This window comes from Desulfobulbaceae bacterium, from assembly GCA_013792005.1.
GTDB lineage: Bacteria > Desulfobacterota > Desulfobulbia > Desulfobulbales > VMSU01 > VMSU01.
This window is the reverse complement of record VMSU01000123.1, coordinates 1-13178: the sequence shown is the minus strand read 5'-3', so window position 1 is coordinate 13178 and position 13178 is coordinate 1. Positions and strand designations below refer to the sequence as shown.

The following is a 13178-nucleotide window of genomic DNA, read 5'->3' as shown; positions in this document are numbered from 1 at the left end:
GAATGAGTAAAACTTCCACGCAATTCAGTTCAATCCCCGCTGGTGTTGGACGGGGACGCAGTAGATCCGACTTTTTGCGACGTCATCAAAAGTTAGTCCGGATGCATGGGTTGTCATCAGTGTTATTTAACTCCTGTTTGTTTGGGAAACAGAATGGCAGATATGATTTCTCTTTGGTTTCTGTCTCTTCCTGCCTTGCAATAATAGCGATTATATTCTAAAGATCATCAATGTTGGCATGATCATTGTGTCCATTCCACAGTCTTGGCGCTGGATTCGCTTTGTCATCTGAAGGTGGTACATTGTGAATGGGTTTCTTTGAATTTTCGTAAACGTTCTGCAGCACTGTGAACGGTTATGATTTTTTTTCTGCCAGAATGTGGTGTTATAGATTGTGGGAGTTCAAGGTCATCAGTGGCTTGAAATGTCTTTATGGGATTATTCAGTGTATTTGGGCAGGACGATTTTAAATAGTCTGTCTTGCAAGGGTAACTTCAATAATTAATGGTAAGAAACAATGAAAGTTAAAAACTGGATTCATAAACATCCGATTACTATTAACCGGATGGCCCTCCTCCAAGAGGCGGCTCAACTGATGAAACAGTACAATATTCGCCACCTGCCGGTTGTTGACGATGAGGGCGATCTGGTGGGTTTTGTTACAGAGAGCGATCTTCGGCAGTTTTCATTTCCCTCCATGATTGAGGATATTCCGGTTCACCAAGTCATGGTGACCAACCCCAGAACCATCGAAGCCGGAGCCAGCATTGAAGATGCGGCCCGGCTCATCCATGACAAGAAAATTGGCGGTCTCCCGGTGATGGAAAACGGTCGGTTAGTGGGTGTAATCACTGCTTCGGATCTGTTGTCCGCTTTTATTGAGGTGATGGGCCTGCTTAAGTCGACTACCAGGATCGATGTCCTGGTCAGTGAGGAGCACGGAGGCATTGAAATGGTGACCAAGATCATCAAATCCCACGATTGCGAAATTGTCAATGTGGCGATGGACAGTAAGGAGGGGAAGCGGAAGGTCTATTATTTCCGGCTGGAGCATTGTGATGCCGATCCGTTGGTCAAGGCGTTGGAAGCTGCGGGACATCAAGTGCTGTCGGTGATGGACTAACTTGCGCTTGATGTAATAGATGATTTGATACGTATAACCAAGGTGAGCATGATGAGTGGTTTTAAGGTAAATAAGACATACGAGGAGATCAACGCCAGGATCAAGGCTGGTGAGGCGGTGGTTGTTACTGCCGAGGAGATGGTGCATATTGTTCGTCAGGAAGGGAAAGTCAAGGCTGCGGCCAAGGTTGACGTGGTGACCACTGGGACCTTCTCTCCGATGTGCTCTTCCGGGTTGATTTTCAACTTTGGCCATGCCACTCCGACATTGAAGGCCTCTACTGTGTCGATGAATAATGTTCCCTCCTATGCCGGATTGGCCGCGGTTGATGCCTATCTTGGCGCCACGGAGTCTACGGCTGATGATCCTTTGAATAAGGTGTTCCCGGGTGAGTTCCGCTACGGCGGCGGGCATGTCATCGAGGATCTGGTGGCAGGAAAGAAGGTTGTGCTTCGGGCCACAGGATACGGCACTGATTGCTACCCCAATAAGTTCATGGAGAAGGAGATTACTCTACATGATCTTCCCTATGCCATGCTGTTTAATCCTAGAAATTGCTATCAGAATTACAACTGCGCGGTTAATTTGTCAGAGAAGACGATTTATACCTATATGGGAACGTTGAAGTCGGGCGGTCGCAGCGCCACCTATTGCAGCGCCGGTGAGTTGAGCCCACTGTTTAATGATCCTTTCTATCGAACCATTGGCCTAGGCACCAGGATCTTTCTTGGTGGTGGGATTGGTTATGTCACTTGGCATGGCACCCAGCATAACCCGACGGCCCTTCGATCCGATAACGGCTCTCCCCGCCGACCGGCCGGGACGCTCATGGTTCAGGGTGATTTGAAGGGGATGTCTCCTCGATGGCTAAAGGGGGTCAGTCTGCAGGGCTACGGCTGTTCTCTGGCAGTAGGCATGGGTATTCCTATTCCTATCTTGAATGAGGAGATGGCTGGGTTTACCGGGGTCTCAGATGCCGATTTGCACACTCAGATCGTCGACTATGGTTATGACTATGCTAATCGGGTCAATCGTAACTATGGCGAGGTGTCGTATGCCCAGCTTAAGAGCGGCATGATCCAGGTAAACGGACAGGATGTGCCGACTGCGCCGCTTTCCAGCATGGTTGGTGCCCGTGAAATTGCCGAGACGTTGAAACAGTGGATCCAGGAAGGGAAATTTACCCTTCAGCAACCGGTGGTGACCCTGCCAGAGAAGTAACGTCTGCTACTTTCATGGTTCGCATTCTTTTCGTCTGTATTGAAAATAGCAATCGCAGCCAGATGGCTGAGGCCTTTGCCCGGATCGAGGGGGCAGAGAAAGTGGAAGTTGCCAGCGCCGGGTCGAATCCGGCCACGGCGGTGAATCCTAAGGCCGTGGCTGCGATGGCCGAACGGGGCTACGATCTTGGAACTCATGCTCCTAAAAGTTTGGCTGATGTTGGTATTGTGTCGTGGGATTATGTGGTCACCATGGGGTGCGGGGATGACTGCCCCTTGATTTCCTCCCGGCAGCGACTTGATTGGCAGCTGCCGGATCCGAGGGAGATGGACGAATACGGCTATCGCACTGTTTGCGACGAGATTGAACGCCTGGTGCGGCAGCTGATCGCTGGCCTGCCGTAACTATTTATCCCCGCTCTGTTCTGGAGCCTTCTTTTTTATCCGTTTGTGCCGGTCCACAGTTGAACTCGGTGTCCTCTCTCTCCTTCCTTCCTTTTCTTCTCGCTCTTTCCTGGTATTTGCCTTCGTTGATCTTTCTTGTTACAGTGGGTAATCGGGTGCGCGATGAGTTTTGGTTTCTGGTTCAGTCCTTTGCCATTTAAATATCCAACCATCAATGGAGGTGGGGCATGATAACGGGAAAGACAAAGAACACCTGGCTCGTATGGAGTGCGGCGTTCGCCTATGGTTTGATTGGGATCGAAATTGTGATCATGATCTCTCCTTTTGCCCTTTATTTCTATTCAGTGTATGGGCCGATCCTGGAGTTTTTTTCGGCTCACCCCGCCTTAAGCTGGCTCACGGAATTTTTTCTTCCCCACATGGTTTTTCTCGATGACCCGCTGGTCCTCGGTATCTCCTATCTCCAGATTCTGCTGGTTGTCGGGATGGCGCTGTTTTTTTTCGCTGCCATTCCACTTTACTATGGGCGGTTTACCGGTAAAGGGGTCGTCCGGTTCAGCTTTTACTCTAAGATCCGGCATCCCCAGTACCTGTTTCTGGCAATTTCCGGGTTTGGTCTTCTTCTTTATTGGCCTCGTTTCATCATCCTGATCCTCTACATCACCATGCTTTTTGTTTACTACTTGTTGGCGCGCAACGAAGAGTGGCGGATGCTGTTGGAGGCCCCTGGCGGTTATGCGGACTATATGAAGAGTACTCCGATGTTTTTCCCTGGAGAGCCGGGCGACAAGATTTATCAGGCCCTCTTTGCCTGGATCCGGCCCAAATGGTTGAGTGTCCTGGTCGTATACCTGTTGTCGATGGCACTCGCTATGGTCATAGCCATGGCCATCAGGCAATACGCTGTTAACCAGCTGCCTATTGTAGTTCGGCAGAATCTGGTCCTGTTGCCTGTTTTTCCAGCGTCGGTGGAGAAAGTTACTTCTATCTACCAGGCCCTTGAGGCATCACCGCAGGTTAGGGCTGTGATGGCAGACCAAAAACCGAATCTTGCCTATATCTTCCCCGGAGACTATTTCCTGACCGCTATTGTAACTGATCAGGATCGTCGTTTTTCTGATGACATGATTAAACGTTTTCCTGAAGTATTGGAGTGGCATCAGAATAAGTTCCGTGGCGGGTTGGGGGAATTCTTTAAAATTTTTTATAATTTTTTCAAAACGTTAGGGACAATCGAGACCGATTACGAGATTGAACGCATTGTTTTGATACGGGTGGGTGACGAACTTGGTGAGCCCGTCGCAGGGGGGACGGTCTTTGCCATGGGCCTGAAGAGAACCCCTGTCATGATTGTTGATTTGGATGCCGAGGACCACCATGTTGTTTCCGTTATCAAGGTGTCAGGAGGGCATAAGTGGGGCTCCATGCCCATGCCGACCTTTTAGCCTCTCTGGGAAGGTATGGATTGTATGGGGTAAATAAGACTACCCCGTCTTGTGTCATTTGCCAGGGTGCCCACTGTCAGTTTGTCTGTTTGATCTTCCAGATAGGTTACCTTGATGATGGAAGAGGCGTTGTCCATGGATTGAGGTCAACCACTCGTGACTCTCGGAAATCAAGGACGATTTCCTGAGGGTCGTTCGTGATGTCTATTTTTTTTTTGGATACCCTGGAGGGGCGGATGATGTCTTGGGACTTCTTGCTAAAGGGCGGTGTGCTGACGTGGCCGATACTGCTGTGCTCTATCGTTGCTATGACCATTTTCTTTGAGCGGTTCTTCCGGTATCGGGTCGCCTCAAAAATCCACCCCCACCTGATCGACTCGATCTATCACTTGGTAAGCATCGGGAAATTTGCCGAAGCCCGCGCCCGACTCCTGGAGAGGGAAGAGACCCCCAAATTTAATATACCGCCGGTCGAACGGATCTTGCGCGAAGGGCTTGCGGTTAACCCGACTGACCGCGAGACCCTTGAGCTGGTTCTTTCCCATAGCGTCAGCCGGGAGCTGAAACTTTTGGAACGTCATCTTGGCACCCTGTCCGCCCTGGGCAATATTGCCACCATGCTTGGCCTGCTTGGCACCGTTTTCGGCATGATTAAGGCCTTTATGGCGGTTGCCGAACTCGGCGGCCGCGTCAATGCCTCGGTCTTAGCCGGCGGCATCTGGGAGGCGATGCTGACCACGGCCTATGGACTGATCGTCGCCATCCCGATTGTATTTTTTCACAACTATCTGGAAGGTCGGGTTGAAGATCTGCAGGCCTCTCACGAAGAGGTCGCCGTCTACCTGGTCAAGGCATGGCTCTCTTCGCAACGGAGGTGACCGATGCTCAACTTTCCCGCTCGCCGCCGCCGGCAATTCGCTATCCCCCTGACCCCACTTATCGATATCGTATTTCTGCTCCTCATCTATTTTCTGTTAACCAGTAATTTCGTCACCCAGCAAGCTATCGATATTCAGTTGCCCCAAGTGACCATGGAGACACCGGCCATTGAACAGCTTGTCGTTGTCACCGTGGATCGGGATGGAAACTTTTATGTTGCCGGCACCATGGTGAGGGAGCAGGATCTGGCCCGCCATGTCGTTGCCGGACTGATCGCTGCGGCCAAACCTGAGGTGCTGATCAAGGCCGACCGGGAGGTTCGCTACGACCGGGTGGTGACCGCCATGGCCATCGCTAAACACAATGGGGCCACCCGCCTGTATCTGGCTATTGAACGGAAATAGCGTGTAAGTTAGGTTGAGGTGCGAAAGTTTACCTCCTAAACTTGATGAACTCGCAAAAAGTCAGGGGATGGCTAGGCAAAAGGGCCGATATACAAGGCGCGGGTGTCTCGCTTACATTGACACAGAGGGCGGGGTGTGTTTTGTGAGTGAGGCCATACATATGGTATGCCGAACGAGCAAAACCACCACGCAACGCAGTAGAACGGACTTTTTGCGACGCCATCAAACTTACAAAAGTTCCGTCCCCTGCATGCCGCGGAGTTGGGCCAGGGAGAAGACCGGGCCGTCGGCACAGACTAAGGTTCGGTCCATGTGGCAGTGGCGGCAGACGCCGATGCCGCATTTCATGTGGCGTTCCAGGGTGGTGATTATGTCGGTGTCGGCAAAGCCTATCCGGCTGAGGGCTGCCAGCACGAAGCGGATCATGATCGAGGGGCCGCAGACGATGGCGGACGAGCGTGCCGGGTCCGGGGTGATCAAGTCGAGGAGGGTGGTGACCAGGCCTACCTGGCCATGCCAGTCCGGGCCTGCGCTATCGACCGAGAGCAGGCATTTGATCGAGTGGGTGTCTTGCCAGGCAGTCAGGTCATCAGAGAAGGCGATGTCTTCAGGAGAACGGCTGCCGTAGAGCAGGGTGATCTGTCCGTATTCGTTGTGATGGTCCAGGCAGTAGTTGATCAACGAACGCAAGGGGGCAAGGCCGATGCCGCCGGCGACAAAGACCAGATCGCGGCCTGTAAACTCCTTCAGGGGAAACGGTCTGCCATAGGGACCGCGCAGACCGAGCGTGTCTCCCGCCTTCATCGTATGCATGGCGTTGGTCAGTGTCCCTGCTCGGCGGATGCTCAGTTCGATCATGCCAGGTCGAGTCGGGGTGGAGGCGATGGAGATCGGGGCTTCGCCCCTATGGGGGACGGAGACCATCATGAACTGTCCTGGCAGGTAGGTGAAGGAGCTGTTGCGGTCCTGGTCGGTAAAGGCCAGCTCAAAGGTCTTGATCTGGGAGTTCTCCTTGACCACCTTGAGGATTTGAGCAGGGTAGGGCAGGTAGTTGTTTTCGATATTCTTCACACGCACTCCTTGTTGGTGAGGTCAAAATTTAGTCGCAGGCCATGGCAATGAAGCGGATGATGTCAACTCCGCCAAAGCAGATGCCGACACAGCGTCCGCAGCCGACGCAGCTTGGCCGCCCGTGGTCCTGGGCATCGTAGAGCAGCTTATGGAGGAAGCGTTGTTTGATTGCCTGACTTCGGGAGTCAACCGGGTTATGGCCGCCGGCCATCCTGGTGAATCCGGCGAAAGTGCAGGCGTCCCATGATCGAATCCGCTTACCCGATGAGGGGGTGATCTCAAGGTCGGTGATGGTGAAGCAGGTGCAGGTCGGGCAGACATAGGCGCAGCCGCCGCAGTCCTGGCAGCGGAGGGAGAGTTCTGCCCAGATCTCGTCGGCGATGGGGCCTGATTTCAGACGTTTGATGACCTGATCGACATGGACCTGCTGCTTGAAATGGCTCCTGGCTTCGAGGAAGGCCTGGTATTGGCCCTTGGCGTCTTTTTCACCGGCTGGGGTGAAGAAGGGGAGAAAACGGGCGATGATCTCCTCGCCCTTGGCCCTGCCGCTTTCGACTAGATAACGGTCCTCGAGATCGGTGAACTGAAGGTCGAATCCGTATTCAAGGAAGGGGCCGCTCTTGGTGGCGTTGCAGAAGCAGTTGTTAAATGGCTCGTTACATGCCAGGGCGATCAGTACTGTCTCATTTCTTTTTTGGAAATAGGAGCTGTCCCGGTTTTTCTTCGAGAAAATCACGTCCATGTATAGCACTGCCGAGAGATCGCAGGAACGGATGCCAAAAAAGACTGTTGCTTCGGCAGATGAGTTCGGGTTGAACTCGTAGTGTGCGGTGTTGTCGCACTGGTAATCGAACAGGACCTCCTGCTGGGGAAAGAGGAAGGGTTTGATTGATCCCTGGGGTTGGGAGTCCAGGTCGAGCGAGGTCCGGTCGATGGAATCGATCACCGAGAACATGGTATCGCCGTGCTCGTTTTTGACCGGGGCCACCAGGCGGTACTCTTTCATCAGCCGTCGGAGCAGACTGGGCAGATGGTCTTTTTTGAGGATATAGCGGTTAGTCATGTTTCTCTTTTTCTCCAAGTGATCATGATGCTGATTGTACGGTCATTTCTATCCTGTTAATTAAGTGCCAATGATTGAAGTGCGCTGCAGATGCGAGAAAGAGGCCTGCGAGCTATAGCTCGTCTATGTGAGCAGGGCGATGACAGCTAAGTACGCGTAGCGAGACTGCGAAGCAGATGCGGGGCGCTTCAATCGTTTTTGATTTTATCCAGGCGGACGGCGCATATCTTGAACTCAGGGCATTGGGCCTTGGGGTCCCGGGCATCGGTGGTCAGTAGGTTGATGGGGGTCTCCGTGAAGTGGAAGGTGGTGTAGACCGAGCCCGTTGCAACCTCTTCCGTCAGTTGGGTCGTGACTGTGACTGATCCTCGTCGTGAGCTGAGTCTCACAACCTCTCCTTGGCGTAGTTGAAAGCGGGTCGCGTCCTCCGGGTTGACTTGGAGCAGGGCTTCGGAGCTTTCCCGGTTCAGCGACTGGCATTTCCTGGTCATGGTGCCGGTATGGTAGTGGTGATAGATGCGACCAGTATTGAGAATCAGCGGATAGTCGGCATCTGGCTGTTCGGCTGAGGGTTGGTGGCTGCCGGGCATGAAACGGCCTCGTCCGCGGGTGAAAAAGTATTTATGGAGGAATGGGGTGCCGCTATGGTTTCTGTCCCAACATGGCCACTGCAGTCCCCAAGAGGAGTTAATCCGATCATGGAACATTCCTCCGTAAATAGGTGAAAGAAGGGCGATCTCTTCCATTACCTCTGCCATTGAGTCATAACTCATGGCATAGCCCATGGCGCGAGACAGGGCGATGATGATGTCGCTGTCGCGTCGGCAGGAGCCAATCGGCGGGATAACCTCTCGTACCATCTGCACCCGGCGCTCAGAGTTAGTGAAGGTTCCTCTTTTTTCGGCAAAAGAGGCCACCGGAAAGACGACGTGGGCCAATTTTGCGGTCTCGGTAAGGAAGAGGTCGGATACCACCAGAAAGTCAAGGTTGCGCAAAGTCTCCTCGACCTTGCTTAGCGTCGGGTCGCTGAGCATCGGATTTTCGCCCATGATCAGCATGCCCCGGATTGGGCCGTTGATTCCCCCGTGGGTCATCTGCATCAGCGACAAGCCGGGAGCGCCCGAGAGCGTTGTGCCCCAGGCGGTCTCGAATTTTTCCTGATACTCCTCGTTGTCCACTGGCTGGTAACTAGGGAAGAGGCCAGGCAGCGCCCCCATATCACAGGCCCCTTGGACGTTGTTTTGGCCACGGAGTGGGTCGACGCCGGTGAACTCTTTTTCCACATGTCCCGCCAGCATGGCGAGGTTGGCAATGGCCTGGACATTACTGGTGCCGCAGATGTGCTGGGTGATACCCAGGCAGTAGCAGATCACCGCCTTCTGGGCGCGGGCGTAGCATTGTGCTGCCGCGCTGATCAAGGTCAGCGGGACGCCGGTGATCGCGGCCGTCTCCTTCAGGTCCAACTGAAAGAGCATGTCGCGCATGGCATAGAAGTTTTCGGTCCGCATCTCGATGAAGAGGTCGTCAGCAAGATTTTCATCGAGAATGATCCGCATCATGGCGTTGATCAGTGGGATGTCGGTGCCAGGTCGAATGGCCAAGTGGATGTAAGCGTGTTCGGCAAGCCGTGTCCGTCGCGGGTCAATGACGATGAGTTTTGCGCCTCGGTCAATGGCGTCGAACATCCGTCGGGCCACCTGGGGATGGGCCTCGGTGGTGTTGGAGCCTGAGACCAGGATCACCTGAGCGTCTTCGATCTCGTTGATGGAATTAGTCATCGCGCCGCTGCCGAAGGTGGTGGCAAGACCTGCCACCGTGGGAGCGTGTCAGAGCCTGGCGCAGTGGTCAATATTGTTGGTCTTGAGGACGGCGCGGGTAAATTTTTGCAGGAGGTAGTTTTCTTCGTTGGTGCATTTGGCAGACGCCAGGACCCCCAGGCCTTGATTTGCGGTCTGATCGCGTATTGTGGTCAGTTTGTCAGCAGTGTAGGCAATGGCCTCGTCCCAGGAGGCCGGGGTCAATTGGCCATTTTTGCGAATCAGCGGGGTCGTTAATCGATCCGGGTGGTGAATAAACTCGTGGACATTCCAGCCTTTAACACAGAGATTACCTCGTGAAACTGGATGGTTAAGAGAAGGAACTGCTCCGGTAATTTGGCCATTTTCTTCATGGAGATACATCCCGCAGCCGCAGCCGCAGTAGACACAGGTGGTCAGTAGATCCTTCATGGGAAAACCTCATGACAAATGGGTGACAATTTGGAGGACCAGTACACTGTATGATAGGTTGAGCACTTTTGTCAAATGTGAAAAAGTTGATCGGAAAAATAATAAAACCGGCTTGACTTGGCGCAGAAAGTTGTTGTACCACAAGTAAATAGCTTAATTTTGACAATCTCGCAAAAAGTCCGGGGATGGCTAAGCAAAAGGTGCGATATACAAGGCGCGGGGTGTGTTTTGTGAGTGAGGCCATACATATGGTATGCCGAACGAGCAAAACCGCCACGCAACGCAGTAGATCGCACTTTTTGCGACGCCATCAATTTTTGCTGAAAAATTAGACATAAAGAAAGGGGAGTATTCAATGCGTTATGGTCTGTTGATTCAAGTACTCTGTTTTTGCTGTTGGTCAACACTCGTGGGGTGTGCCACTCAGGTTGCCACTTCCCCAGTGGTGAAAGGAGACGGCGCCATGCAGGTGGTGGCCAAGACCTTTCACTCCTTTCCTCTTGATCAGTGTAAGCCGGTGGGGAATGGCGACGGTATGGTGAAAAAGGTGGATCATTTCTTGATGATTTTTGATCCCTCTGCGTCCATGACCGAGCCTTATGCCGCATCCAGCCTCTGTGCTAACTGTCATCAGAGTTATAGCGACAACGGTTTCGTGGTGAGTCATGTCGAGTCCCATGGCGGAGGGGAAGTTGATGTCATGGATTTGACTGCTGTTGGCCAAAGTTGTATCGGTTGTCATCGGGATTATCTCCATACTAAATTCAAATTCGCCAAGGAACTGGCGCTGTGTTTCAATAAGAGTATCCCGGAGATCGATTTTATCGGCTCTCTCCGGAGTTTTGGTTCGCCGATTTACACCCAGGTGGCTTATGGCCCTATTTCCTATGATAGACCTCAATACGATCTGGCTTTACAAAAAATTATTGATGTCGATGGCGCAAGCCCCCTCGATCAAACTTTGATCCATACCAACAAAGACTGGTTTGCTGCCGAAGGCCCGATGGCAGTCCTTATCGTCAGTGATGGCAAGGATATGGGTGATCAAGAGGTGCTGGCGGCCAAAGAGCTGGTGGGACGTTATCTTGATCGGGTATGTCTGTATACCGTTCAGATCGGGAATGATGAGATGGGGAGAGAGGTGTTGCAGAAGATCGCCGCTGCCGGGAAGTGCGGTGGGTCGGTGAATGGCGACATCCTGCTTGATTCCGGGAAAATGGCGGACTTTGTTCGGCAAGTATTTTTGACCACGACAGGTGCCTCGGGTGACAGCGATGGCGATGGTGTGCCGGATGCCAAGGATGAGTGTCCAGGGACCAAGGCGGGCACTGAGGTGGATGAGCGTGGGTGTTGGAAGTTGGTGGTGATGGCAGATGTCCTGTTCGCTTTTGATCGTCACGACCTGAGACCAGCTGGAATGGCAGTCCTTGATAAGGTCGTTGAATTCCTGAAAGAGAATCAAACCTTAACCCTTGAGATTTCAGGCCACACCGATAATGTCGGCTCTCAGGCATATAATGATCAGTTGTCTCGCCAACGCGCCATGGCCGGGCAGGGGTATCTGGTGAGCAAAGGCATTGCCAAGGAGAGGATTAAGGCGTTCTGGCACGCCTTTAATAAGCCCGTGGCCGGCAATGAGAGTATGGAGGGACGGTCGCGAAATCGACGTATCGAATTTAAATTCAGCTCGCCGTTATAACCGTTTTTTGGGATGTACACCAATTTTTATAACTTACATCGACGTCCGTTTGAAAGTGTGCCGGATTCGAGTTTCCTCTACCTGTCGGAGCAGCACCGGGAGGTCCTCTACTCGTTAATTTACGGGATAGAGGAGGCCAAGGGCTTTGTCCTCTTGGCTGGAGATGTGGGTACCGGCAAGACCACCTTGGTACGGGCCTTGCTCAAGGAGATTGACGGTAAGCACCTGGTGATCAGTGTAGTTAATCCCAGGGTGGGCTTTGACGATATATTTTTCCATCTGCTGCAAAAGCTTGGTCTTCCGGCAACCGAAAAAATTTCTCTTGCCGCTATTGAGGCCTTGTCGGAGAAACTCATCGATATTCATGACCAAGGGCAGAGGGTGGTGCTCCTGATTGATGAGGCCCATCTGCTTTCAGAAGAGAGCCTTGAAGGGATTAGGCTCCTGTCTAATGTCGAGAAGGATCAAGCCAAACTGATTCAGATTGTCTTGGTTGGTCAGAACGAGGTGTATGCCCTGCTGGACAAGGGGGCGCAGAAGTCGCTTCAGCAGAGGATAGTGGTTAGCCGCCAGCTCAAGCCGTTGGCGTGGAGTGATGCCTTAGGGTACATCTCTCACCGTTTGTCAGAGTCGGGGCGGGGAACGGAGCTTTTCGACAGCCAGGCTATCGCCTTGATCTGGCGAGCGAGCGGAGGAAGTCCGCGAGTGATCAATCAGATCTGTGACAATGCGTTGATGATCGGATATGCCCTGGAGGCAGAGGTAATCGGTCGAAAAATCATTCAGGAGGTGTTGAGTGACATGGGGCCGATGCGGCCCAAAAGCGGGGTTCAGTTTTTTCGGCAGCCTCTTGCGGTGTGGCCGTCCTGGTCGATTGCGGCAGTATTTATAACTCTCTTTGTGGGATTGGGGCTGGCAGGACTCAACGGCCAAGATATAACAAGACCTGCGCCACAGCCTCTCCAGGCAACGGCGCCTAATCTCCTTGTTGAAGGCGATGATGGCGCCGTCGAGCACAGTTTTCAACCAGTCAAAGTCAAAGAGGACCTTGCTGGCGGGGGGGGCGAGCAGGAAGCTGAGATTTCGTCATCGTTAAAGGTAGATAATGAGCTGCGGGAAACCATTCCGTCTCTGGCCAAAGGGTCAGGTCTTTTTGTCACCGGAAAGCAGAGTATGCCATCCGATGAATCGTTATGGACCATGGCAGAGAAGATCTATGGGGGTGTGTCCGAAACTTTACTCGACCTGATTCATATGGCCAATGAGGGCTTGGTTGATATTAATCAGGTCCACTTTGGTCAGACCCTTGTTTTTCCTGAGATCACCAGGGAGTCGATGTTGCACCCTGGTGATGATGGTAAACTTCACATCCATTATGCTTCTTTCTACGCGGTGGACAATGCTCAGAGGGTTAAAGATAAATTGGTGAAGGCTGGGTTGGATGCTTTTTTTGTGGCTTCCAGGCAGGGGGATATTGAGGTCTACCGGGTTTATGTCGGGACGTTTGTCCGAAAAGAGGATGCGGTTGCGGTGCTCAACACGGTTGAATTTAAAAATTTACCTTTCTTGAACGGGACAGAGAAGGAGAAGAGAAACTATGTCAATTAATATTCATGTTCAGGTGGTGTGATGATCCAAAAT

At 52.5% G+C, this 13178-nt stretch carries 11 protein-coding genes; 8 read left to right on the top strand and 3 right to left on the bottom strand.

Annotation, left to right across the window (positions count from 1 at the left end; all coding sequences use genetic code 11):
• Positions 1-517: 517 nt before the first annotated feature.
• The 6 genes from FP815_07275 (at position 518) to FP815_07250 (ending at position 5476) form a co-directional block, all read left to right on the top strand.
• Complete coding sequence (locus FP815_07275) at positions 518-1123, top strand: CBS domain-containing protein (GenBank protein ID MBA3014742.1); 606 nt, start codon at positions 518-520, stop codon at positions 1121-1123.
• A 51-nt stretch (positions 1124-1174) separates the two neighbouring features.
• Positions 1175-2344 carry a hypothetical protein gene (locus FP815_07270; protein ID MBA3014741.1) on the top strand — a complete coding sequence of 390 codons (1170 nt, stop codon included), beginning with the start codon at positions 1175-1177 and terminating at the stop codon, positions 2342-2344.
• Positions 2345-2358: 14 nt separating this feature from the next.
• On the top strand, positions 2359-2748 hold the full coding sequence (locus tag FP815_07265) for an arsenate reductase ArsC (GenBank protein MBA3014740.1): 390 nt from the start codon (positions 2359-2361) through the stop codon (positions 2746-2748).
• Between the two features lie 227 nt (positions 2749-2975).
• A complete protein-coding gene (locus tag FP815_07260; GenBank protein MBA3014739.1) occupies positions 2976-4193 on the top strand; it encodes a hypothetical protein in 1218 nt (405 codons plus the stop codon).
• Positions 4194-4393: 200 nt separating this feature from the next.
• Entirely contained in the window at positions 4394-5071 is a 678-nt protein-coding gene (locus FP815_07255) for a MotA/TolQ/ExbB proton channel family protein (protein ID MBA3014738.1), read from the top strand.
• 3 nt (positions 5072-5074) lie between these two features.
• The gene (locus FP815_07250) at positions 5075-5476 is read left to right on the top strand and encodes a biopolymer transporter ExbD (protein MBA3014737.1); all 402 of its coding nucleotides are present in this window, start codon (positions 5075-5077) and stop codon (positions 5474-5476) included.
• 228 nt (positions 5477-5704) lie between these two features.
• On the opposite strand, the gene FP815_07245 is transcribed toward FP815_07250, so the two are convergent.
• The 3 genes from FP815_07245 to FP815_07235 all read right to left on the bottom strand — a co-directional run bounded on the left by FP815_07245 (position 5705) and on the right by FP815_07235 (position 9838).
• Positions 5705-6538: an oxidoreductase gene (locus FP815_07245; protein ID MBA3014736.1), complete on the bottom strand. Its 834-nt coding sequence runs from the start codon at positions 6536-6538 to the stop codon at positions 5705-5707.
• Positions 6539-6575: 37 nt separating this feature from the next.
• Entirely contained in the window at positions 6576-7610 is a 1035-nt protein-coding gene (locus FP815_07240; GenBank protein ID MBA3014735.1) for a 4Fe-4S ferredoxin, read from the bottom strand.
• Between the two features lie 188 nt (positions 7611-7798).
• Positions 7799-9838, bottom strand: a complete 2040-nt coding sequence (locus FP815_07235; GenBank protein ID MBA3014734.1) for a formate dehydrogenase subunit alpha — start codon at positions 9836-9838, stop codon at positions 7799-7801.
• Between the two features lie 355 nt (positions 9839-10193).
• On the opposite strand from FP815_07235, the gene FP815_07230 reads away from it, so the two are divergent.
• Positions 10194-11537 carry an OmpA family protein gene (locus FP815_07230; protein ID MBA3014733.1) on the top strand — a complete coding sequence of 448 codons (1344 nt, stop codon included), beginning with the start codon at positions 10194-10196 and terminating at the stop codon, positions 11535-11537.
• 12 nt (positions 11538-11549) lie between these two features.
• The gene (locus FP815_07225; GenBank protein MBA3014732.1) at positions 11550-13145 is read left to right on the top strand and encodes an AAA family ATPase; all 1596 of its coding nucleotides are present in this window, start codon (positions 11550-11552) and stop codon (positions 13143-13145) included.
• Positions 13146-13178: the final 33 nt, after the last annotated feature.